The sequence below is a fragment of the Komagataeibacter sp. NFXK3 genome (assembly GCF_054182245.1).
On record NZ_JAPIVJ010000011.1, the window covers coordinates 1 to 20,890 of the forward strand.

23 protein-coding genes and 1 pseudogene are annotated in these 20,890 nt (G+C 62.3%); 19 read left to right on the top strand and 5 right to left on the bottom strand.

Translation table 11 applies throughout. The features are described from left to right. Positions 1-115: 115 nt before the first annotated feature. From tnpC to OQZ28_RS12215, 3 genes and pseudogenes are all read left to right on the top strand, one after another. A pseudogene (gene tnpC / locus OQZ28_RS12205) lies at positions 116-1,255 on the top strand (IS66 family transposase); the annotation flags it as partial. Between the two features lie 22 nt (positions 1,256-1,277). Further along, entirely contained in the window at positions 1,278-3,305 is a 2,028-nt protein-coding gene (locus OQZ28_RS12210) for a ParB/RepB/Spo0J family partition protein (RefSeq protein ID WP_051671982.1), read from the top strand. 138 nt (positions 3,306-3,443) lie between these two features. Then, a complete protein-coding gene (locus OQZ28_RS12215) occupies positions 3,444-4,646 on the top strand; it encodes a hypothetical protein (protein ID WP_034927448.1) in 1,203 nt (400 codons plus the stop codon). 77 nt (positions 4,647-4,723) lie between these two features. Here OQZ28_RS12215 and OQZ28_RS12220 read toward each other — a convergent pair whose 3' ends face one another. Then, positions 4,724-4,999 (bottom strand): HU family DNA-binding protein, encoded by a 276-nt coding sequence (locus OQZ28_RS12220; protein WP_010669131.1) that lies wholly within the window; start codon positions 4,997-4,999, stop codon positions 4,724-4,726. 89 nt (positions 5,000-5,088) lie between these two features. On the opposite strand from OQZ28_RS12220, the gene OQZ28_RS12225 reads away from it, so the two are divergent. Together OQZ28_RS12225 and OQZ28_RS12230 are read left to right on the top strand one after the other, a co-directional pair. Next, positions 5,089-6,159 carry a DUF7146 domain-containing protein gene (locus OQZ28_RS12225; RefSeq protein WP_034932038.1) on the top strand — a complete coding sequence of 357 codons (1,071 nt, stop codon included), beginning with the start codon at positions 5,089-5,091 and terminating at the stop codon, positions 6,157-6,159. A gap of 306 nt (positions 6,160-6,465) precedes the next feature. Further along, positions 6,466-7,401 (top strand): DUF2493 domain-containing protein, encoded by a 936-nt coding sequence (locus OQZ28_RS12230; protein WP_053323106.1) that lies wholly within the window; start codon positions 6,466-6,468, stop codon positions 7,399-7,401. 201 nt (positions 7,402-7,602) lie between these two features. Here OQZ28_RS12230 and OQZ28_RS12235 read toward each other — a convergent pair whose 3' ends face one another. Then, a complete protein-coding gene (locus OQZ28_RS12235) occupies positions 7,603-8,205 on the bottom strand; it encodes a plasmid pRiA4b ORF-3 family protein (RefSeq protein ID WP_235450282.1) in 603 nt (200 codons plus the stop codon). 871 nt (positions 8,206-9,076) lie between these two features. On the opposite strand from OQZ28_RS12235, the gene OQZ28_RS12240 reads away from it, so the two are divergent. Next, positions 9,077-9,400 (top strand): DUF736 domain-containing protein, encoded by a 324-nt coding sequence (locus tag OQZ28_RS12240; protein WP_006560122.1) that lies wholly within the window; start codon positions 9,077-9,079, stop codon positions 9,398-9,400. A 339-nt stretch (positions 9,401-9,739) separates the two neighbouring features. Next, entirely contained in the window at positions 9,740-9,895 is a 156-nt protein-coding gene (locus tag OQZ28_RS12245; protein ID WP_019086285.1) for a hypothetical protein, read from the top strand. Between the two features lie 26 nt (positions 9,896-9,921). Here the strand turns inward: OQZ28_RS12245 and OQZ28_RS12250 are convergent, their stop codons facing one another. Next, positions 9,922-10,155 carry a helix-turn-helix domain-containing protein gene (locus tag OQZ28_RS12250; protein WP_010516022.1) on the bottom strand — a complete coding sequence of 78 codons (234 nt, stop codon included), beginning with the start codon at positions 10,153-10,155 and terminating at the stop codon, positions 9,922-9,924. Between the two features lie 324 nt (positions 10,156-10,479). Here OQZ28_RS12250 and OQZ28_RS12255 point away from each other — a divergent pair, with 324 nt between their 5' ends. From OQZ28_RS12255 to OQZ28_RS12300, 10 genes are all read left to right on the top strand, one after another. Next, on the top strand, positions 10,480-10,680 hold the full coding sequence (locus OQZ28_RS12255; protein WP_010516021.1) for a transcriptional regulator domain-containing protein: 201 nt from the start codon (positions 10,480-10,482) through the stop codon (positions 10,678-10,680). A 97-nt stretch (positions 10,681-10,777) separates the two neighbouring features. Further along, positions 10,778-11,263: a DUF2285 domain-containing protein gene (locus OQZ28_RS12260; protein ID WP_010516020.1), complete on the top strand. Its 486-nt coding sequence runs from the start codon at positions 10,778-10,780 to the stop codon at positions 11,261-11,263. Positions 11,264-11,360: 97 nt separating this feature from the next. Further along, complete coding sequence (locus OQZ28_RS12265; protein WP_053323123.1) at positions 11,361-11,657, top strand: helix-turn-helix transcriptional regulator; 297 nt, start codon at positions 11,361-11,363, stop codon at positions 11,655-11,657. Beyond that, positions 11,654-12,703, top strand: coding sequence for a replication initiator protein A (locus tag OQZ28_RS12270; protein ID WP_042710850.1), 1,050 nt, complete (start codon positions 11,654-11,656; stop codon positions 12,701-12,703). Before OQZ28_RS12265 ends, OQZ28_RS12270 begins: the two co-directional genes overlap by 4 nt. Next, positions 12,700-13,176, top strand: coding sequence for a DUF2840 domain-containing protein (locus tag OQZ28_RS12275; RefSeq protein ID WP_010516014.1), 477 nt, complete (start codon positions 12,700-12,702; stop codon positions 13,174-13,176). The genes OQZ28_RS12270 and OQZ28_RS12275 overlap by 4 nt, the downstream gene beginning before the upstream one ends. Further along, positions 13,173-13,760 carry a S26 family signal peptidase gene (locus OQZ28_RS12280; RefSeq protein WP_010516013.1) on the top strand — a complete coding sequence of 196 codons (588 nt, stop codon included), beginning with the start codon at positions 13,173-13,175 and terminating at the stop codon, positions 13,758-13,760. Before OQZ28_RS12275 ends, OQZ28_RS12280 begins: the two co-directional genes overlap by 4 nt. Before the next feature lie 43 nt (positions 13,761-13,803). Next, positions 13,804-14,142, top strand: coding sequence for a DUF736 domain-containing protein (locus OQZ28_RS12285; protein WP_010516012.1), 339 nt, complete (start codon positions 13,804-13,806; stop codon positions 14,140-14,142). 106 nt (positions 14,143-14,248) lie between these two features. Further along, positions 14,249-14,917 carry a lytic transglycosylase domain-containing protein gene (locus OQZ28_RS12290; RefSeq protein ID WP_034930701.1) on the top strand — a complete coding sequence of 223 codons (669 nt, stop codon included), beginning with the start codon at positions 14,249-14,251 and terminating at the stop codon, positions 14,915-14,917. 201 nt (positions 14,918-15,118) lie between these two features. Then, positions 15,119-16,858, top strand: a complete 1,740-nt coding sequence (locus tag OQZ28_RS12295) for a relaxase/mobilization nuclease domain-containing protein (protein WP_034930698.1) — start codon at positions 15,119-15,121, stop codon at positions 16,856-16,858. Between the two features lie 129 nt (positions 16,859-16,987). Continuing rightward, positions 16,988-17,545 carry a flavin reductase family protein gene (locus tag OQZ28_RS12300; RefSeq protein WP_026018703.1) on the top strand — a complete coding sequence of 186 codons (558 nt, stop codon included), beginning with the start codon at positions 16,988-16,990 and terminating at the stop codon, positions 17,543-17,545. 11 nt (positions 17,546-17,556) lie between these two features. Here the strand turns inward: OQZ28_RS12300 and OQZ28_RS12305 are convergent, their stop codons facing one another. Then, a complete protein-coding gene (locus OQZ28_RS12305) occupies positions 17,557-17,988 on the bottom strand; it encodes a hypothetical protein (RefSeq protein WP_034930696.1) in 432 nt (143 codons plus the stop codon). A 9-nt stretch (positions 17,989-17,997) separates the two neighbouring features. Beyond that, positions 17,998-18,249 carry a type II toxin-antitoxin system Phd/YefM family antitoxin gene (locus OQZ28_RS12310; protein ID WP_012222748.1) on the bottom strand — a complete coding sequence of 84 codons (252 nt, stop codon included), beginning with the start codon at positions 18,247-18,249 and terminating at the stop codon, positions 17,998-18,000. A 188-nt stretch (positions 18,250-18,437) separates the two neighbouring features. Here OQZ28_RS12310 and OQZ28_RS12315 point away from each other — a divergent pair, with 188 nt between their 5' ends. Together OQZ28_RS12315 and OQZ28_RS12320 are read left to right on the top strand one after the other, a co-directional pair. Further along, positions 18,438-20,438, top strand: a complete 2,001-nt coding sequence (locus OQZ28_RS12315; protein WP_034930692.1) for a conjugal transfer protein TraG — start codon at positions 18,438-18,440, stop codon at positions 20,436-20,438. Between the two features lie 7 nt (positions 20,439-20,445). Next, positions 20,446-20,877, top strand: coding sequence for a ribbon-helix-helix protein, CopG family (locus tag OQZ28_RS12320; protein ID WP_034930719.1), 432 nt, complete (start codon positions 20,446-20,448; stop codon positions 20,875-20,877). Positions 20,878-20,890 lie beyond the last annotated feature (13 nt).

A 20,890-nucleotide genomic window follows, 5' to 3' on the forward strand; every position in this document is an offset into this window, starting at 1 on the left:
AGGGCGCACCTGACCGGATCCCCGCATCCTGCGAGCAGCGATGCATTCCACCGAGAAAACAAGATTTAGAGAAACGCAGAGAGATAACAAATGTGATCCATTGCATCGAACCGGCCGTCCACATAAGGTCATCCAGACGGTGCGGGAGAAGTTCACCTGCCGGGACTGCGAGAGCATCACCCAGCCACCCGCCCCCTTCCATCCGATCGCGCGCGGACGCGCCGGCCCATGGCTGCTGTCGACCATCCTGTGCGACAAGTTCCTGCAGCATCTGCCGCTGAACCGCCAGAGCGATGCCTTTGCCCGCGAAGGGATCGATCTCGACACATCAACGCTGGCCGACTGGGTGGGAGCCTGCACCGCGACGCTGGCCCCCCTGACTACGCTGATCCGGGCGCATGTGCTGGCGGCACAACGCCTGCACGCGGACGACACCACCGTGCCGGTTCTGGCGAAAGGCCGGACAGTCACCGGACGATTGTGGAATTATGTGCGTGATGATGGTCCATTTGGTGGGCCAGCACCGCCAGCCGTCTGGTTCCGGTATTCCCGGGACCGCAAGGGCGAACATCCCACGGACCATCTCACCGGCTGGACCGGCATTCTGCAGTCAGACGCCTATGCGGGTTATAATACTCTGGCGAAACCGGGACGCCAACCCGCGCCGGTTGTCTCCGCCGGATGCTGGGCGCATGGACGCAGGGGGCTGTTCAAAATCGCCGAGAGGGACAAGGCGCCCCTCGCCATAGAGGCAGTAGGCAGGATCGACGCCATATTCCAGGCCGAGCGCACCATCAACGGTACGCCCCCAGAACATCGGCTGGCAGTCCGTCAAACAGACATAGCCCCTCTGGTCGACGATCTGTTCGACTGGATGCGGGAGTGTTGCCGGCGCATGTCGACAAAAAATCCCGTTGCCCACGCCATGAACTATTTTCTCAGACGTGCCGATACATTCACACGATTCCTCACTGACGGCCGGATCTGCCTCTCAAACAATGCAGCAGAACGCGCCCTGCGCGGCATCGCCCTGGGCAGGAAAGCCTGGTTGTTCGCCGGGTCCGATCGTGGCGGAGAGCGCGCCGCCGCCATGTATTCCCTGATCGTCACCGCGCGCCTGAACGATGTCGATCCCCATGCATGGCTCGCTGATGTCCTGGCACGGATCAATGACATCCCCAATCCACGCCTCCATGAACTCCTGCCCTGGCACTGGAAAGCCCACCAGCAGGTCCACAATACCATCGCCGCCTGAATACGCCCGCGTCTCTCGCCGGATGATTACGGTGCTGTCCCAGTCCAATGTGCGGCGTGTGAAGTCCGGCCTGTCGATTGAGGAACTGGCCCGCGATATCGAGCGCCGCGGGCTGCTGCAGAGCCTGAATGTCCGTCCCGTTCTCGACGACACCGGGGCTGAGACCGGCACTTACGAAGTCCCCGCTGGCGGTCGGCGCTTCCGTGCCCTTGAACTGCTGGTGAAGCAGAAGAAACTGGCGAAGACCGCCCCGGTGCCCTGCGTCGTGCGCGAGGCCGGATCGGCCATTCTTGCCGAGGATGATTCCTTGGCCGAGAACGTGCAGCGGGTGGCACTGCATCCGCTGGACCAGTTCCGCGCCTTTCGTGACATGCTGGAGAAGGGCATGTCCGAGGAAGAAATCGCCGCCGCGTTCTTCGTGACGCCGACCGTGGTCAAACAGCGTCTGCGGCTGATGACCGTTTCCGACAAACTGCTGGATGTATATGAGCAGGATGGCATGAAGCTCGACCAACTTATTGCCTTTTCGATCAGCGATGACCATGCCCGCCAGGAACAGATCTGGGACATCGTGTCCCAGAGTCATAACCGTGAGCCCTATGTCATCCGCCGCATGCTGACGGAAAAGACCGTGCGGACCTCGGACGCCCGTGCCCGTTTCGTGGGGCTGGAGGCCTATATCGTAGCGGGTGGCCCCATCATGCGCGACCTGTTCGAGGCCGATGACGGCGGCTGGCTGCAGGATCCGGCCATTCTGGACCGGCTGGTCATCGAAAAGCTGCAAGCAGCCGCCGACGACATCCGTGCCGAAGGCTGGAAATGGGTTGAGGCGGCCCTGTCGTTCCCATGGGGTCATACACGGCAGTTTGCGGAAATCGACGGCAAGGAAGTGCCGCTGTCGGATGAAGAAACGGCCCGTCTTGAAGCCCTGCATACCGAGCAGGAAACCATCGAGGCTGAATACGCCCAGGCCGATGAATATCCGAACGAGGTCGATGCACGGCTGGGCGAGATCGAACACGCCATTCTTGCCCTGGAAGAACGGCCTCTGGCGTTCGATCCTGACGACATGGCGCGGGCTGGCGCGTTCGTCAGCATCGCCAGCGATGGCACGCTGCAGGTGGAGCGGGGTTTCGTATTACCGGAGGACATGCCGGCGGAGCAGGAACAGGCCGATGATGTCGGCAGCACCGGTGAATATGATCACGCTGTATATGACGGACAGGATGATCGTATTGCTGATGATGGCGGCGATGTGGGCGGGGAGGGCTACAGCATCTCTCCCGACGTTGAGCCCGAGGAAGAAGACGGGATCAGGCCGCTGCCTGACCGGTTGCTCACCGAGCTGACAGCCTGGCGCACGCTGGCCCTGCGGGACGCATTTGCCAGCAACCCGCACATCGCGCTGACCGAACTGCTGCATACGCTGGTGCGTGATGTGTACTGGCAGACGCCGGGTGCAGATTGCCTGGAAGCCTATGTCCGGGAAATCCCGCTGCCGGTCCATTCGCCGGACATGCCGGACAGCCTGCCGGCTCACGCGCTGCGCCAGCGCAACGAGGGCTGGAAGCACGATCTGCCCGAGGACGAGGATGCGCTGTGGCGCTGGATTGATGGGCTGGATGATACCAGTCGCATGGCTCTGCTGGCCCATTGCCTGTCCTTCGGCATCAATGCGCTTTACGAGCGCATGCCCGCCTATGGCGCGGTATCCCAGCGCAGCGTCACCGAGCGCCTCAAGCGGGCAGACCGTCTGGCCTCGGCCCTCAGCCTCGATCTGGTCGAGGCAGGCTGGCAGCCCACGTTCGAGAACTATCTCGGCCGGGTGACCAAGGCCCGTATCCTCCAGGCGGTGCGCGACGCACGCGGTGACGATGCGGCAGAGTGCATCGCCCACCTGAAGAAGCCCGACATGGCCCGCGAGGCCGAGCGGTTGCTTGATGGTTCGGGCTGGCTGCCCGAGGCGTTGCGGACTGTGGGACTGGCAGATCAGGCACAGGCTGAAACAGCGACGGCAGGCGGGGATATGGAGGCCATTGCTGCCGAATAGCGCAATGGATTTTTGGAATAGTGAGACAGCGGCTTCCGGTGCCCGGAAGCCGCTTTTTTCATGTCCGACGTCCCGGAAAGAGGGAGAGGGCGGCTTCGCCTCTGGTGCCGAATAACCGGCATAAGAGGAGAGTTTTCCATGATCACGACCACCATCCTGCCCCCTGCGTCCCGTGGCGCCGCGTCCAGCGGCTTCCGGATTGATCCCTCCCGTGGCACCCGCAGCGCCCGCGTATCGTCCGAATGGTTCTCGCGCCCCGACGACGAGCGGTATCTCTCCCTGTCCGATCTGCACGCCGCGACCCTGGCCCGTGCCGAGCGCGCCACCGCCCGCACAGTGGAAAGCCGCGCCATCCGTGTGGAAGCATCTCGCGATAATGCCGAGCGCCTGACCCTGACCGTACCGGGGCAGAATGACCCGATCGCGCCCACCCACTGGTCGTTCGGCCAGATGTGCAGCCTGGTCGGCGCGCCATCGTCGTACCTGCGTAACCTGCCAGCCCCACTGGCGGCGATCAATCTGCAGCACGGGCTGCTGTCGCACCGCGCCGAACTGGTCAAAACGCTGGAGACGGAAGACGGGCGCGTGGAACTGCGCGCCGTCACGGGCCCCGATTACGGCCGCATCTGGGACCACGAACTGGTCGGCGCGGTGCGCAAGATCGCTGGCGATGGCACGGGCGATACCAACTGGAAGGTGCCGGGTGTCATCGACTGGGCTACCATGACCCATAATCCCTATGTGGATATCACCAGGGAAACGACCACGCTCTACGCATCAGACAGGGACGTTTTTTTATTCCTCGTCGACGATACGCACCCGATCGACGCTGGCCGCTTGCCTAACGGCGACCCCGATCTCTATTTCCGGGGCTTCTATGCCTGGAACAGCGAGGTCGGCAGCAAGAGCCTTGGGATTGCGTCGTTTTACCTGCGCGGAGTGTGTCAAAACAGGATGCTCTGGGGCGTGGAAAATTTCGAACAGATCACGATCCGGCATAGCAAGTTTGCAGCCTCGCGTTTCGTGCATCAGGCGACACCGGCGCTCCGGAATTTCGCCACGGCCAGTCCGGCCTCGTTCGTCTCTGGCATTCAGGCCTCGCGCAAGGCGCTGGTGGCCAGAACCGATGACGATCGGGAAAGTTTCCTGCGTCGTCGTGGGTTCTCTAAACCGGAAACCACGAAGATCATCGAAACCGTGCTGCACGAGGAAGGCCGCAAGCCCGAGAGCGTGTTCGATTTCGTGCAGGGGATTACCGCACTGGCGCGGACGAAGACCAACCAGGACACACGACTGGATCTGGAGGGCAGGGCACGCAAGCTGATGGAGAAGGTGGGATGAACGCGCCCATCATCAGAGGCCAGCGTGATGGGGAAGGGGCGGCGGACAGGGTCCGCCGCCTTCTGCCTGTCGGCAGGTCAGTCGTTCAGGCTGTCTTTCAGCGCCTTGGCAGGCGTGAAGGCCAGCTTGCGCGAGGCCGCGATCTGGATGGTCGCACCCGTGGCCGGGTTGCGGCCTTCGCGGGCGGCGACTTCCCTGACCTTGAACTTGCCAAAGTTCGGCAGGGTGATTTCATCACCGGCCTTGGCGGCGGTGGTCATCGCTTCGACCAGGGCATCCAGCACCTTACGGGTATCGGTCTTGCTTGTGTCGGTAGTGGTGGCGATATGATCGACCAGATCGGCAATCTTCATGGGACTATCCTTTTGCATTCGGGCCTGTGCCCGTTGCCTCTGCCGTTACGGGGGAATCATGGCGGCATCAAGCCTGCAGGGAGGGTGAGATGACCAATACGCAGTCATGGGATGCTGGCGATCTGGCCCGCGGGCTGGCCGAGAACGCCGAGGCGGTCTGCCGGCATTACCTCTCGGCCGGGCGGCGGCACGGCAATTACTGGCTGGTCGGGGATGTTCATAACACCCCGGGACGGTCGCTCTATGTCCGCCTGCATGGTGGTCTGGACGGGCGTGGCCGCGCGGGGAAATGGACGGATGGCGCGACGGGGCAGCATGGCGATCTGCTCGACATCATCCGTGAAAGCCTCGGGTTGCTGGATTTTCGTGATGTCGCCGACGAGGCGCGCAGTTTTCTGGCGTTACCGCATCCCGAAACTGACCGGGCGGGGGATCGTCTGCGGACCGCCCCATCGCAGCGAGCAGAGACGGGCGGCACAAGTACGGACGCTGCACGCCGTCTGTGGGATGCCAGCAGATCTCTGTCGGACATTGCAGACGTCTATCTGCGAAGCCGCGATCTGACGGGCCGCTCAGGGCTGGCCGCGTTGCGTTTCCACCCCGACTGCTACTACCGGGCCGATGCCGACAGTCCGACCGAGACCTGGCCCGCGATAATCGCCGCCGTGACCGACCTCGAAGGTCGCGTGACCGGCGTGCATCGCACCTGGCTGGCGCACGACGGGCGCGGCAAGGCGCCTGTCGAAATGCCGCGACGGGCGATGGGCGACCTGCTCGGTAACGCCGTGCGTTTTGGTACGACATCCGATGTTCTGGCGGCAGGCGAGGGGATCGAGACGGTGCTCTCGCTCCATGAGGTCATGCCCGATCTGCCACTGGCCGCCTGCCTGTCCTCGGCGCATCTCGCCGCCATGGCGTTTCCACCCACGCTCCGCCGTCTCTACGTGCTGCGCGATGACGATCCCGCCGGAGACCATGCGGTGATGACCCTGCAGGCCCGGACGCAGGAGGCCGGGATCGAGTGCCTCGTGCTGTCACCGCGTCTGGCGGACTTTAACGATGATCTCCGCTATCTCGGGCGTGGCGCGATGCGGGCGATCCTGCATCCCCAGCTTGCCCCGCAGGACGTGGCGCGGTTTCTGCATCCGGTCACGCACTGAGGCGGGCCAGGAAAGGGGGTATCTTCTTTCCGGTGTGGTGCGGGGCTGTCCCGTTTCCGGATGAGGCGCGCCCGCGGCCTTTCTGGAAGGGGAGCGGGCGTCAGCCAGACCGGGCCTGCAATGGCGGAGACGGCTATTTTCCGCCGCGCGTGCCGCGCTTTGCATCGCGAAGCAAAATAGCCGTCTCCCTGCCATCCTTCACTGCGTTCCGGCCGCGCGTTGCGCGGTTCCGGCCCGGCCTTCGTCTGCCGCTATCCGCCCCCGGAAAGGCCGCGAGGGGCGCGGCCAGAACCGGAGGACAGACCCATGACCCGCACACAGGACGATTTCGAACCCGCGCACGCCACATCTTCCACCGGCCACGTGCTGGCGGAACTCCAGCTTTACGGCCACCGTCCCTTCGAGGATGAGCCGGACCCGAGGCCGTTGCCCGACGCCAGCCAGATCGAGGGCGCGGTTGCCGATATCTTCGACGCCCTGTCCGCCACGTTGACCGACACGCGGCTGGAACCCGATCTCGAACCGCTGCTCTGGTCCACCGTCAATGTCTTTCACCGCATGGTCGGGCAGGTGGAGCGTGATCTTGACCGCAACGAGCAGGCGCAGAAGCGCAGCCAGCAGGAACAGGATGGCAGCGAGATCCGCTCCGTGGAATTGGAACGTCTTATCGCCGAGGGGCTGACCCTGCTGGAGCGACGCAACGCGTATGAGATCTTCCGCGACCTCGCCTGCGACCAGTTCGAACGCCTGACGATGTCGCCCTGGCGGCCACGCTCCGGCTCGCTGGTCTGCCGCAGCACCCTGACGGCGTCGATGATTGACAGCCGTGATTTTCTCAACGCCCGCCGCAAGGCCGAAACCGAACTTCTCGTACCTCCCGGCCCCAAGATCGCGGTCACGGGCGGCCCTGATTACGAGGACCACCATCTGATCTGGAAGCGTCTGGACAAGGTGCGTGAGAAGCATCCCGATATGGTGCTGCTGCACGGCGGCTCACCAAAGGGGGCGGAATTCATTGCCTCTCGCTGGGCGGACCATCGCGAAATTCCGCAGATTGCCTTCAAACCCGACTGGAACCGGCATGGCAAGGCGGCTCCGTTCCGGCGCAACGACGCCCTGCTGAAAGTCCTGCCCATCGGGGTCATGGTGTTCCCGGGATCTGGCATTCAGGACAATCTGGCCGACAAGGCGAAGCAGATGGGTATCCCGGTCTGGAGATTTCAGAAAGAGAGTGGCATCTGACAGGTAGTGCGGAAACCGTGCCGAGAAATCGGCATGGTAGCATCGAGCTGGCGCGTTGACTGCTTTTCAGTGCTTAAAATAAATAAGGCATGACGCGTCCAATCCGGCTATCCAATGACGGATTGTAGCATATTCTGCCGTCGATCCCGATCGACAACATTGACCTTTACCTTAAAACACGCCTGATTAACTTAGTGATATCTATAACTTGCTTTTTTTCGGTTTCGGCTGATGCAGCCTTCTTTTCACATTCGGCTTCAACGCGTTTCGGACATCCTTGTCGACGGTTGCAAGATCGAACCACTCGGGATCGAAATGGCCACCACACCAGGCCTTGGTTTCCCGATGCTCGGGATCCTTGGGGGAGCCGAGTACCTCCAGAAATCGCTCATAGCCTGAAATGCCGCCAACGTCCTCGGGCGGGCGGGCACGCGCGCCGTCAACACAGGTCGCGTGGTGGGGAGCGCTTTCGAGGAAAAGCAGATCTTCGATTTCTACGGTATGGTGCCAGTCGTCGCCAAAATCATAGACGTAGGTGAACGCCGTGCCCGCGTTGCGGAAATCGCGCAACCGGACCTGGCGCTCGTCAAAGACCTGGGGATCGCCGATGGCCGATCCTTCCGCAGCCTCAATGGCATTTCCGTAACGCAGTCCCCCGATCTCGAACTCATGGAGATGATAATTCCACCAGTTAAAGGCCGCCTGGATAGCGAGGTGAAGCTGCTCCAGGTTCCATTCACTTGGCACGACGAGACGCCGCCAGACGGCTGGTTCGATCTCGTCGATCGAGACTCTGATCTGCATAGCGTTGGGAGGTCCAAACATGGTTCCAAGAAAATCGGCAATGCCTGACAAAGTCAAGAATGTTGCGTGTGGCGGGGAGTAAGACCGGTGCCGATTTCTCGGCACGGTTTTCACATAGCGTGGTGGGCGTGATTTCCACGATGGTCTGTGAAAATAGCCAATCTGACGCCTGATCCGCAATGACGTCGGGCTCCCCAGCCGCTGCGAGTCTGATGGCTGGAGACACGTTCGTCCACCCCTGGTCGGCCCCGCCCGGAGAACCGGCGGGACGGATTTCGGTGGTAGCCCCGTGCGCCTGCGGGGACGGTCCATGGATGAAAAGCCCATGGCATCCCCATCGGCGAAAGGGCCGGGACGGCAGGCTGCGAAAGAGGGGTCATCCTGCCCGCTTTGACGGGATGCACCTGTGTCGGGAGTGGGGCCTGTCCCACCGCACGACGCAACCCTGCCCATGAGCGACGAAAGGGGGCGTAATATCGGGGATGGCAAAAAACGACCACCGGACGGGGCCCGTTTCCCACAGTGGCAGTGTGACAGTCTCGCGTCAGATTGCATCGTCCCCCCTCTTACGGACCAGTCATGCCGGCATCGCATCTCCTGGGGGGCTGTCGGATCCGCACACCATGGCCTCTGTCGGATGGCTGATCTAGCCGAAGACCGGCTGCGCCTCGATCGGCTGGCCGCAACGGCGTGCCAGAACTTTCTTCCCCTGTCGGCTACGCCGCCATTCCTCGCGGGACAAGAAAGTTCCGGCCCTGCCGTCCTCCGCTGCGCTGCGGCCCTGAAGGGTGCTCTGCCGCTCGCCTCCGGCTGGTCGATCGCCATCGAGGCCACGGTGGTCGCGGCCCGATAACAGCATGGAGACACAACAATGGCTAACATCGGTTCCTTCAAGAAGGTGGGCGAAGGCTTCGAAGGCGAAATCGTCACCCTGGCCCTGCAGGCCCGCAACGTCCGCCTGGTGGCCGAAACCAACCGCGCCAACGACAACGCCCCCAACTACCGCGTCTATCTCGGGCGCGTGGAACTGGGTGCCGCATGGACCCGCCGCTCCAGCGAAGGCCGCACCTATCTGAGCCTGAAGCTGGACGATCCCTCTTTCGCAGCCCCAATCTTCGCCAACCTGTTCACTGACGAGGAAGGCGAGGGCTACTCCCTCATCTGGACCCGGCCGCGCAGCCGGAACGGGGACTGAACCTCCCACGACCAACCCCGCCCGGTCTCTCCGGGCGGGGCCTTCCGGGCTTTCTGGCGCGCTCTTCCAGGGCGCGGGCGGCAGCGCTGATCGCCCGACATGAGACGCAGGAGGAATACGAGGCTTTCCCTCAGCCTTCCCATTGTACCATGCGCGAGGGCGAACCGCGTCAAGGACGCGTGGTCCCCCCAATTTTGCCCGACGCACCCGTGCCGGGCGCGCCAGACAAAATCGGCTCCCCCACGCGCCGGCGAGCCGGTCGCCTGCGGCGATCCCTGACCCGGTCCGCCCCGGCATGAGCCGTCCGTCCTGTCTTCGAGAAACGAAAGGAGCAGGACGATGACCACGTTACACGACCACATCCAGATGCTGCGGGCCGAACTGACCAGCTTTCACCTCAGCCGTCGCGAGCGCCGGCAGATCGAGCGAGAATTGAAAGTGGCGCTAGCGCAGCAGACCCGTGTCGAATCAGACAGGCCGACACCGCCCCATTGAGGGCGGACACGGCAGGGTAAGAAGGCTTATTTCTGATCGTCAGCCGGAAGACGACTTTCGTCCAGCAGGTCGGCGGGTCTGACGCCAAGGGCCTGCGATGCCTGCCACACAGTGAGCAGGGTGGCGTTCTGCCGCGCTGTTTCAATCCAGCTGATATAGGCGCGATCAACGCCCATGCGCACGGCAAGCGCTTCCTGGCTCAGTCCTGCCGCCAGCCGGTAATGTCGCACATTGGTGCCGAAGATCCTGCGAATGTCCATCTGCAGGATAGGAACGATTTGTGTATTATCGTGCTACGTATTATAATACACGTCCTTATCGTATCGTTTTCTGAACATGTGATGCTGCCAGAAGATCAGGTGATGCTTTGAAAGCATCGGGCGAGTCTGTCCAGACCAGTGTATCTTACCTGACAGACCGTGGACCGAACGGAGTTTCTGCTTGTATTCGTCGGTTGGATCTATGTGAATATCTTATAGCAGCGTGTCTTATCAGGTATCACGTGCTCGATTCTTTGGGACTACCCGACCTTTTCCTCCCTGCGGATAGTGGATTGACTCCCGAAAATCCGCCTGGAGGCCCGCGTGCCGGCCATCTATACCTGGGATGCGACGTCGCTCAGACGTACCTTGGAACCCCTCGATCCCGCCGGGTTCGCCCAGGAATGGCTGCGGCGTAATCCTCGCTATCATGACGATTATGACCGGACGGTTCCCCAGGCGCGGGGTGATCCGGACCTTCTGATCGCCATGGCGCGACGATGGGGGCTGGATTTTCCTTGTTGACCCGGAGCAGCCTGCATCCACGTCACCTGCTTTCTGGCGGCCTGAAATCGCCCCGGAGATTGTTCTTCTGCGGGCCGACGCACGGACGCATGCCCTGATGGCGCCCCATATCGTGGTAACGTACGACGCATCGGACGGGCGTCATGCTGTGCTGGATGTGCAGGGACAACGGCTCCGTTGCCTGCTGGTTGCGGAGCACTTGGGAGAGGCGCGATCCTTCATCCTGACTGACGATGCGTTCTTCGACATCCGGATGGAGAGCGTGGTCCGTATGCGCCGCTTTCTGGCTCGTGAACCCCTGGGCTCCCCGTCGAACCATCTCCGGCTGAGCGCCCAGCAGCGCCAGCGGCAGGTGCGTATGCTCTGTGCCCATGATGGCAGGCAGGCGGGGATTCCCTATCGGCGTATTGCCAGCGCGCTTTTCCGTGTCGATCTGAACCGAATGTCGGCCGACGAATGGCGGGCAACGGCTTATTACAAAGCGCTTTATCGTCTTCTGCGCGACGGAGAGATCTGGCTGAATGGCGGGTATCTTTCCCTGCTGCAGGGTCGCACGCGAGGTGGTGACAGTTTCTCCCCCTGAACTTTGTCATCCCCCCCAGTCGGGCCTCTTCCTGCACCGTGTCGTCAGAAACCGCCGGGTCTGCGCGGCGGTCCTTTGAGGCGACATGGAGGCCGATATGCGTGTCCTGCCGACACTGCCACCCCACTATCTCCGCACGCCGGATGCCGCGAATTTCCTCGGGCTGTCCGGACGAACTCTTGAAAAGCACCGCACCTTTGGAACCGGCCCGCTCTATCGCAAGATTGGTGGTCGCATTGTTTACGCCGTGGAAGACCTCTGCGCCTGGGCCGATCTCAATGTGCGTCTGTCGACCGCCGAAGATAGTGCAGTGGATCTGCCGCATAACCGGCGTACCGCCATGGCTCGTGTCCAGGCCCGTTACGTTTCAGCCACGAGAGGACAGCGCGCATGACCGCCCTGTTCTCAATCTCCCGTCGGGCAACAGGGGTGTTCCAGGCATTGCCCGGAGACTTTCCGCCGCGTGATGTTCAGGATCTCATGGCATGGCCGTTTTTCAGCCTCGCCAAATCGCCACGTTTCGTGCCGATTGACCTTACCATGGGTGAAGTCTCGATCCGGGTGGAAGCGTCCCATGAGCGGGGTATGGCAACCATATGGGACGCTGATATCCTGATCTGGGCCGCGAGCCAGATCATTGAGGCCCGTGATACGGGGTTGCGGACCTCGCCCTTCATGACCGCCACCCCGCGCGAAATCCTGACATTCATCGGACGTGGGACGGGCGCACGCGACTATGACCGGCTGCGGGCAGGGCTGGCACGGCTGCAGGCAACGACCGTGCGCACAACGCTGCGGCGACAGGGTGGATACCTGCAGGCCTTTTCCTGGCTGAACCAGTGGAAGGAACGGCATGCCGCAGCCAACGGCCAGGCCGGCCGGGTCGAGATCACGCTTCCGGAATGGTTTTACGCTGGATTGCTGGAGGACAGCCTCGTTCTGCGGATTGATCCGGCCTATTTCCGTCTTACCGGTGGCGTGGAACGCTGGCTTTACCGGCTGGTGCGCAAGCACGCCGGTCAGCAGCGCCGGGGCTGGCGTTTCGCCTTTACCCACCTGCATGCCAAATCCGCCACGTTGTCCGGGTTTTCCCGCTTCACCGCTGAGTTGCATGATCTGGTCATGCGGCAGAGCCTGCCGGGCTATCAGCTTGCCATCGAAACGGGTGCAAAAAACGGCGATCTGCTGGTTTTCCGGCCCCGTGGATTATCCACAGGGAGCGGTGGGCGATGTGTGAAACACCACGTGCCATTGGATGTGAGTCACCACATGCCATCGATCGGAATGACCGCGTGCCATCAGTCCCAAAAAGGACCGATTAAGATCGCCGGATCAACAGGTTATGGTAACCTTAACTTAGAATCTAACTATAAAGAATCTAACGGTACTGATGTAGAGGTGCCCAGAAACGGTGGAAAAACCGTCGGGAGGACGTCATGAGCGCCGCCCGCAGTGCCGTCACGACCACTGTTGAACTGACATGGATCGAGAAGCGGATCGAGCACTGGATCCGCTTTGGGCATCCGGTCGAGGACCGCATCCTTGATCGCCGGCGGCGGCTGCTGAGCTTTGCGCCGGGCAATGTCTTCGCATTCATCCGCTGGACCGCCAATGATTTTGGCACCGTCATGTCATGTATCGATATCGTGCGTGCTGTTGAGGCTCATGAAGCACGCCAGACCGTGCCGTTTGTGCGTCCCGGGGCGGAAAGCCTGTTGCGACAAAATGGCTGGCCGAAGGTCCGGCAGGTGCTGGAAGCCATTGACGGCGTCGAAGCACAGAAGATCGATCCATGCATGGTCTGTCCCGATCACTGGCGACATCTGCACCAGCGGATGACAGCAGGGCAGGTGCACAGACCGTATACGCGCGAACGACATGAAGCATGGCTGCGGCGGAGGGCACTGTCATGACCCGTCGTGCATGGTTTTTCACAACCTATTTCGCGACGGTGGCCATCGGTATTTCCGCTGCGATTCATGTATCACCCCGTCTGATCTGGAACGAAACGGCGAGTGTGCCGACCGGGTTGTATCGCCTGCGTCCTGGGAGTGCCCTGCATGTTGGCGATATTGTCGCCATCCGCCTGCCGGAGCAGCAGGCGCTATTGCTGTCCGAGCGCGGCTATCTGCCGTTCGGCGTGCCGCTGCTCAAGCCCGTGGCAGCCCTGCCGGGACAGACGGTCTGTCGTTCGGGCAACAGCGTGACGGTTGACGGGCATCTGGTCGGCGAGGCCAGAGCCGCTGATCATCGGGGACGGGTTCTACCGGTTTGGCAGGGCTGTCAGCATCTTGTGGCGGGACAGGTTTTCGTCATGAACCCGGCAGTCCCGGCCAGTCTCGACGGGCGATATTTCGGTCCACTTCCTGCCGACAGTGTGCTTGGGCGCGCCATCCCTTTGTGGATTACGACGGGCGATCCTGAGCCTCCGCCGCCCGAACCATTGTTCATGCCATCGCGCAGTTTTGCGCCCCGCCATGAATCGCCAATCGAATGACGGCCCATTTTTCAATTGACTTCGAAACAGGGGAATCTTTGTCATGACCCAGATCGGATCTTTCATACGCACGCCTGACGGATTTGCAGGCAGGCTGCGGACACTGGCACTGGATGCAGAACTCACCTTCCTGTCGGTTGGGGCAGGAACGGCAGAAAACGCGCCGGATTATCGTATTCATCTCGGCGACGGGGATGCCGGTCCTGAGGTCGGCGCAGGATGGACACGTACCGGCGAACGAGCGGGCGAATATGTCTCCGTGCTGCTGGATGATCCAATTTTCACGCAACCCATTCGTGCCAGCCTGTTTCAGGTCGGTCGTGGAGGGCGTGACTGGCAACTGGTCTGGAACCGTCAGGTGAAACGCGATGACCGGCGCTGATCGTGTTCACGGAACAGTGCCACACGGCTGGATGTCTTTTCTCTTTCCGGTCTGTCTTCGTGGTGCCGTAAGCAGATGCCGGAGAGTGACAGCGAAGACGGCCGGCATGCTGTTCGCCTTGGGATGGATGGTATGTGTACCCATGTCAGCGCAGGCTAAAACGTATGATTTTCTGATCACGGAGGCAGCCGCGCGGATGCAGGTTCCACCAGAATGGATTGCTGCTGTCCTGCAATCCGAAAGCGCTGGTGACATGAAGGCCGTATCCGCGAAAGGTGCCATGGGGCTCATGCAACTGATGCCTGCGACCTGGACGGATTTACGCAGGATGCTCGCTCTTGGTGCCGATCCGTTTGATGCGCATGACAACATTCTTGCTGGTGCTGCCTATCTCCGCATGCTGCATGAGCGTTACGGCGATGCTGGTTTTCTGGCAGCTTACAATGCGGGACCGGGCCGCTACGACGAACATCTGGCGACGGGCCGACCGCTACCGCAGGAAACACTGGCTTACGTGGAAGCGGTCAGGGCACGGTTGCGTGGCGATAGTCCGCTCGCAGGGCAGGGGACATCGCGGACGGTATGGCCCAGGCGTGAATGGCAGGCTGCCTGGCTCTTTATCGCGCCATCCGATCATCCAGACATCATCATGCCGCGCGCTGAAATCATGCAGCGGAATGGCAGTGGGAATGCAGTACGGACGCTGTTCGTTGGACATTTCAGCGGCATTCCCAATGTCTCACCTTTGTCGGTTCAAGAGGGACGGAAATCGTGAGTGAGGACCGCGAAAGATCGGAAAAAAGCGAGGGCGAGGGCGAGGGCTGGATAAAAGGCCGCACATCGCGGCTCGGTTGGGGTGGCGGTTTTCCGGTGTTTTTGAAGTCCTGTCGCGAGGTGCGTGGATTTCCCGCACCTCGCGTCGAGGTATCATCTCTTTGATCCGACGCGATATTTCGCGCGGTGTAGGGCTTTCTCCATGAGCAGGGACGAGGAATTCCGGGTCCGGCCAGGCCGTATCCGCTCCACCCGCGGCCGTCAGGCGCGCCCCTTCGTGACGCAGGTGCTGGCATCCGTGCAGCGGGCTGGTGGTCGGGTCTCCCGCGCTGGGAAAATCAGTGCCGGGCGTCGCTCCAGTTTCGGGCGCGGCAGAGCCGCCGCCCATGCCGCCAATCGCCTGCTGACCAGCCGTTCACGGGGCGTCGTGATCAAGGCCCGTGTCGTGCGCCATGCCCCGCGCGCCACACCATTGGCAGCACACCTGCGGTATCTCCGTCGGGAGGGCGTGACGCGAGACGGGGAGGACGCGCGCCTGTTCGGCAAGGACAGCGACGACATCCGCGCGTCAGACTTCGCGGAACGATGCGATGGCGACCGCCACCATTTCCGCTTTATTGTCTCTCCGGAGGACGCACCGGAGATGTCGGATCTGCGGGCTTTCGCGCGGGATCTGATGGGGCAGATGGAGGCCGATCTCGGCACGAAACTCGACTGGGTCGCCGTCGATCACTGGAACACCGCACACCCGCATCTGCACGTTATCGTCCGGGGCGTTGCGGAGGACGGTTCCGACCTGGTGATCGCCCGTGATTATATCCGCGAAGGAATGCGTGCTCGTGCCCAGGATCTGGTGACGCTGGAACTCGGGCCACGCACTGATCACGACATCCACCAGGCGGTCGAGCGGCAGGTGAATGCCGATCGCTGGACCCAGCTTGACCGTCAGCTTCAGAGGGACGCCGGGGAAGATGGTGTCATCGCTCTGGGGCGCGCGCCGGGCGAAACACCGGACGCTTTTGCCACCGTGAAGCTGGGTCGCTTGCGCCGTCTGGAAACCATGGGGCTGGCGCACCAAGTCAGGCCGGATCGCTGGCGGATGGACGAGAGTGCGGAAGCCACGCTGCGGGAGATCAGCGAGCGCAACGATATCATCAAACGGATCCACCGGGGGCTGACGGAGCAGAAGATCGACCGTGCCGCATCATCATGGGTAATCGCCGCCGAGGATACCACCGATCCCGTCATCGGCCGGCTGGTTGATCGTGGTCTCGACGATGAGCTGCGTGGCACGGCCTATGCCGTCATCGATGGAATTGATGGGCGAACGCATCATGTCCGTCTGCCGGACCTTGAAGCCGCTGGTGACGGAGCGGTCGGTTCGATCGTGGAATTGCGGCGTTTCAGCGATAAACAGGGACGTGATCGTGTCGCGCTGGCTGTGCGTTCCGACGTCACGCTGGAGCGGCAGGTGACGGCGGAGGGCGCTAGCTGGCTCGACCGGCAGGCGATCACGCGGGAGCCTCTTGCCCTGGCGTCCACCGGGTTCGGAGCCGAGGTCAAAGAGGCGATGAAAAAGCGGACGGATCATCTGGTGGAGCAGGGGCTGGCCAGCCGCGACGGCGGAAGCATCCGTTATGCCCGGAACCTGATCGCCACGCTGCGTCAGTGGGAGTTGGAGACGCTGGGCCGGAGCCTCGCCGGGAAATCGGGGATGCCGTTCCGGCGGAGCGGGGAGGGTGACCCCGTTGCCGGCACCTACCGCCAGCGTTTCAATCTGGCGTCGGGCCGGTTCGCCATGATCGACGACGGGCTGGGCTTCGAGTTGGTGCCATGGTCGCCGTCGCTGGAAAAGCAGCGAGGGCGGGAGGTGTCAGGCATCATGCGCGGGGATGGGGGGATCGACTGGTCGTTCGCGCGGAAACGCGGGCTTGGGCTGTAAAGTCTGATGCTCTGATTTTTCTTCGCATGTACTTCCTGTTCTTCATGATACCGTTGACGCAGCGCAATACAGAGCACGCAGGTGCCCTGCTACCAGTTTAGGATCGGCGACAACCTGATGGAGACTGCCATGCAGCCGTTTCCCCTTGATCGAGCTTTTACCTTTCTGGAATCCGGGCCGGTAACGCTCGTGACCACGCATGACACTGGGCGCGACAACGTCATGACGATCACCTGGACCATGGTGCTGGATTTCGACGCGCGTTTCGCGATTACCACCGGTCCCTGGAATTACTCATGGAAGGCGATCGAGAAGACGCGCGAATGTGTGATCGCCATTCCGTCCGCAGACATGCTCGACACTGTCGTGGGGATCGGTCTCTGCTCCGGGAAGGATACGGACAAGTTCGAGAAATTCGGTCTTGCGCGTCGGAAGGCTGACAAGGTGAAAGCCCCGCTTCTCGATAAGTGTCTCGCGAATATCGAATGCCGTGTCGTCGACATCATCGAGCCATATGGCATCGTCATTCTTGAAGGGGTCGCTGCGCATGCCGACCCGCATAGCAAGGGGAGGTCACCCCTGCATGGCATTGGCGATGGCACCTTTGTGACCGACGGGCCTGTGCTGGACCGGCGCACGATGATGCGCCCGAAACTGCCGCCGAGTGTCCTGACACGTAAATCGTAATCCCCAGATGATTATTCCCGTGGGGTTTGCCGCAGGCTTCGATCCTTCTGGTGAGCGACGATCCCTCGCTTGACCGCCGCGAATATGTCCACCGGCAGGAAGCCCCAGGCAAAACAGTCGGGTTGGTTGCGTGAGATGGGCCGCAGATCATAGCCCGGCCACACGAACCGGTTGAGTTCTGCGGTTATGATCCAGGATGGCTCGTCACCCAGCCCAAGGCGTCGTTTGACGTTTGCCGGGAGTGCCACCGCATGTGGGTCGTCCGGTTGGGAATGGGTGATCGGCACCACATAAACCTGGCAGTCGCCGTCAGCATCGGCGGCAGCAACCACAATGGCACAGGGCCGGGCTTTCCGGCCCTCCTCGGCTCCGGCGCGATGCTGGTTATGCCAGAGATAGGAATACGAGATGACCAGGCCTGGCGTCGGTTCGGGAATGGGCACGATGCGCGCTTACTGACCGACAGTGTAGCGGTGTTCCTCGGGGATCTCCGCAGCTTCGATCAGCGCAATCTCATGATCGTTGAGATCGGTCGCGGCAATGGCTTCGCGCTGGGCCTGTTTCAATGCGTGAAAGGTCTGGGCGGAGACGATATAAACCGTCTCCCGACCATACTTCGTGACCTTCACCGGTTCGGTGAGCGCACGGTCATGATAGGCGCCGAAATTTTTCTGCACGTCGGATGAGGTCACGGTCGTAGACATGGAACCACCCTTCCTTTTTATCTATCTTCCGTAAGATACGGATTCCTGGTCGGGCGTGCAAGACCGGATTCCGCAACGCGCAAGTATTTCTTCGCTCTAGCCCGCTCTGGTACGATGGGTGCCGGATCATGCTTGCACGCGGGAAAATCCCGGTTCTTCGCTGTCTCCCATAACGAGGGGAGGACTCGATGGACCAGCCGGGAACACGTATCCAGTGGGGACAGGCTCTGCTGGTCCTGTCCATGATCGTGCTGTCCTGGTGGACGGCCACTCAATGGACGGCCTGGGAACTCGCGTTCCAACCGGAACTCGGTCAACCGTGGTTCACGGTTCTGCATCGCTGGCCGGTCTACGCTCCGCCGCTTTTTTTCTGGTGGTGGTACGAGTTCGACGCCTACGCACCAGCGGTCTTCGCGCGTGGCGCCTGGATCGCGGGTTCGGGCGGGGTGCTGGCTTTTGCAGCGGCCGTGGCGCTGTCCGTCCACCGCGCCCGCGAGGCGAAGCGGGCCGCGACCTATGGCTCCGCCCGCTGGGCCGAAGACGCGGAAATCCGCGCGGCCGGGCTGCTGGGCGAGGATGGCGTCGTGCTGGGGAAATACCGCCGCTCCTATCTCCGGCATGACGGTCCCGAACACGTCCTGACTTTCGCACCGACGCGCACGGGCAAAGGTGTGGGGATGGTGATCCCCACGCTCCTGACCTGGCCGGGTTCGGCCATTATCCATGACATCAAGGGCGAGAACTGGCAGATCACCGCCGGTTTCCGGAATCGCTTCGGGCGGGTGCTGCTGTTCGATCCTACCAATCCGGCATCCTCGGCCTACAACCCGCTGCTGGAGGTGCGGCGCGGGGCATCGGAAGTTCGCGATGTGCAGAACATCGCCGACATCCTGGTCGATCCCGAGGGATCACTGGAGCGGCGCAACCATTGGGAGAAAACCTCCCATGCCCTGCTGGTCGGTGCGATTCTGCATGTGCTCTATGCCGAGGACGACAAGACGCTCGCCGGGGTGGCGAAATTCCTCTCCGACCCGAAGCGGTCGATCGAGGCGACCCTGTCCGCCATGATGCGGACATCGCATCTCGGGAAGGCAGGGCCTCACCCCGTCGTGGCGTCGGCGGCGCGGGAATTGCTGAACAAGTCCGACAATGAGCGCTCCGGAGTGCTCTCCACCGCCATGTCGTTTCTCGGCCTCTACCGCGATCCGGTGGTGGCCACCGTCACCAGTCGCTGTGAATGGCGGATCGGCGACCTGCTGGAGGGCGAGCAGCCCGTTTCCCTGTATTTTGTCATCCCGCCCTCGGATATCAGCCGCACCAAGCCGCTGATTCGCCTGATCCTCAACCAGATCGGGCGGCGGCTGACGGAGGATCTGTCAGGCCGGGAGGGGCGGCGTCGCCTGCTGCTGATGCTCGATGAGTTTCCCGCTCTTGGCCGTCTGGATTTCTTCGAGAGCGCGCTCGCCTTCATGGCGGGCTATGGGATCAAGGCGTTCCTGATCGCCCAGAGCCTGAACCAGATCGATAAAGCCTACGGCCAGAACAACAGTATTCTCGATAATTGCCATGTCCGGGTCAGTTTCGCCACGAACGACGAACGTACAGCAAAGCGCGTATCTGACGGTCTGGGTGTGGCCACCGAGATCCGGTCGCAGAAGAACTATGCCGGGCACCGGCTGTCGCCCTGGCTCGGGCATCTCATGGTTTCGCGTCAGGAAAGCGCGCGGCCCCTGATGACGGTAGGCGAGGTCCAGCAACTCCCGGCACGGGAGGAAGTGGTCATGGTGGCGGGGTGTCCGCCGATCCGCGCACGGAAGGCGCGGTATTTCCAGGATCGCCGCTTCGTCGAGCGCGTCCTGCCGCCGCCCGATCCCACGCAGTTGCTCCGGCCCGTCCGGCCCGATGACTGGAGTGGTCGCCCGCGTCCTGCTCAGCCATCATCCGAACAGGCAAAGGTGTCGGAAACGCCTGACAAGCCCGATGATGCCGATAGTGATGAATCGCTCGGCACGGGGCGGAAATGGTCGCGCGAACATGACCCGGCGGATGCCGGCAAACGCAAGCCGCGTGCGGCACCGGACCTTTTTGGTGAGGAACCACCACCGAATCCGGAAGCGCGGGACCGTGCCGATCTGACGCGGATTGCGCGTCAGGCCGGGCTCGACCGTGGCAACGATCTCGGGTTGTGAGAGCGTGATGAGGACATCCCCGAAGAAGGCGCGGCTGTCGGTCTACCTGGAACCGAAGCTGCTGGATGCCCTGACCGCGCACGCGGCGCGGCGTGATCTTTCCCTGTCCCTGGTGGCGGAGGCGGCCATCGCATCCTTCCTGTCGCCCGATGCTGACGAGCGGCGGGAAGCGGCAATGAGCCGCCGGCTGGACCGTCTCGACCGGCAGGTCGCCCGCATGGAGCGTGATCTCGGGATCAGCCTTGAGACGCTGGCCTTGTTCATCCGCTACTGGATGACGGTCAGTCCGCCCTTGCCGGAACCGGCCGCAGCGGCGGCGCGGGCGCAGGGGGCGGAACGTTACGAGGCGTTCGTGGCCGCCCTTGGGCGGCGACTCAGCCGGGGGCCACTCTTCCGGCAAGAGATCCCGGAGGATGTGCCTCCTGCATCGGAAACCTGATCCCGCGATCTGC

What these genes read in the sequence shown, in the direction of transcription:
- OQZ28_RS12210 (WP_051671982.1), top strand. Translation starts at nt 1,278, where the DNA reads ATGATTACGGTGCTGTCCCAGTCCAATGTGCGGCGTGTGAAGTCCGGC.
- OQZ28_RS12215 (WP_034927448.1), top strand. Translation starts at nt 3,444, where the DNA reads ATGATCACGACCACCATCCTGCCCCCTGCGTCCCGTGGCGCCGCGTCC.
- OQZ28_RS12220 (WP_010669131.1), bottom strand. Translation starts at nt 4,999, where the DNA reads ATGAAGATTGCCGATCTGGTCGATCATATCGCCACCACTACCGACACA.
- OQZ28_RS12225 (WP_034932038.1), top strand. Translation starts at nt 5,089, where the DNA reads ATGACCAATACGCAGTCATGGGATGCTGGCGATCTGGCCCGCGGGCTG.
- OQZ28_RS12230 (WP_053323106.1), top strand. Translation starts at nt 6,466, where the DNA reads ATGACCCGCACACAGGACGATTTCGAACCCGCGCACGCCACATCTTCC.
- OQZ28_RS12235 (WP_235450282.1), bottom strand. Translation starts at nt 8,205, where the DNA reads ATGCAGATCAGAGTCTCGATCGACGAGATCGAACCAGCCGTCTGGCGG.
- OQZ28_RS12240 (WP_006560122.1), top strand. Translation starts at nt 9,077, where the DNA reads ATGGCTAACATCGGTTCCTTCAAGAAGGTGGGCGAAGGCTTCGAAGGC.
- OQZ28_RS12245 (WP_019086285.1), top strand. Translation starts at nt 9,740, where the DNA reads ATGACCACGTTACACGACCACATCCAGATGCTGCGGGCCGAACTGACC.
- OQZ28_RS12250 (WP_010516022.1), bottom strand. Translation starts at nt 10,155, where the DNA reads ATGGACATTCGCAGGATCTTCGGCACCAATGTGCGACATTACCGGCTG.
- OQZ28_RS12260 (WP_010516020.1), top strand. Translation starts at nt 10,778, where the DNA reads ATGGCGCCCCATATCGTGGTAACGTACGACGCATCGGACGGGCGTCAT.
- OQZ28_RS12265 (WP_053323123.1), top strand. Translation starts at nt 11,361, where the DNA reads ATGCGTGTCCTGCCGACACTGCCACCCCACTATCTCCGCACGCCGGAT.
- OQZ28_RS12270 (WP_042710850.1), top strand. Translation starts at nt 11,654, where the DNA reads ATGACCGCCCTGTTCTCAATCTCCCGTCGGGCAACAGGGGTGTTCCAG.
- OQZ28_RS12275 (WP_010516014.1), top strand. Translation starts at nt 12,700, where the DNA reads ATGAGCGCCGCCCGCAGTGCCGTCACGACCACTGTTGAACTGACATGG.
- OQZ28_RS12280 (WP_010516013.1), top strand. Translation starts at nt 13,173, where the DNA reads ATGACCCGTCGTGCATGGTTTTTCACAACCTATTTCGCGACGGTGGCC.
- OQZ28_RS12285 (WP_010516012.1), top strand. Translation starts at nt 13,804, where the DNA reads ATGACCCAGATCGGATCTTTCATACGCACGCCTGACGGATTTGCAGGC.
- OQZ28_RS12290 (WP_034930701.1), top strand. Translation starts at nt 14,249, where the DNA reads ATGCTGTTCGCCTTGGGATGGATGGTATGTGTACCCATGTCAGCGCAG.
- OQZ28_RS12295 (WP_034930698.1), top strand. Translation starts at nt 15,119, where the DNA reads ATGAGCAGGGACGAGGAATTCCGGGTCCGGCCAGGCCGTATCCGCTCC.
- OQZ28_RS12300 (WP_026018703.1), top strand. Translation starts at nt 16,988, where the DNA reads ATGCAGCCGTTTCCCCTTGATCGAGCTTTTACCTTTCTGGAATCCGGG.
- OQZ28_RS12310 (WP_012222748.1), bottom strand. Translation starts at nt 18,249, where the DNA reads ATGTCTACGACCGTGACCTCATCCGACGTGCAGAAAAATTTCGGCGCC.
- OQZ28_RS12315 (WP_034930692.1), top strand. Translation starts at nt 18,438, where the DNA reads ATGGACCAGCCGGGAACACGTATCCAGTGGGGACAGGCTCTGCTGGTC.
- OQZ28_RS12320 (WP_034930719.1), top strand. Translation starts at nt 20,446, where the DNA reads ATGAGGACATCCCCGAAGAAGGCGCGGCTGTCGGTCTACCTGGAACCG.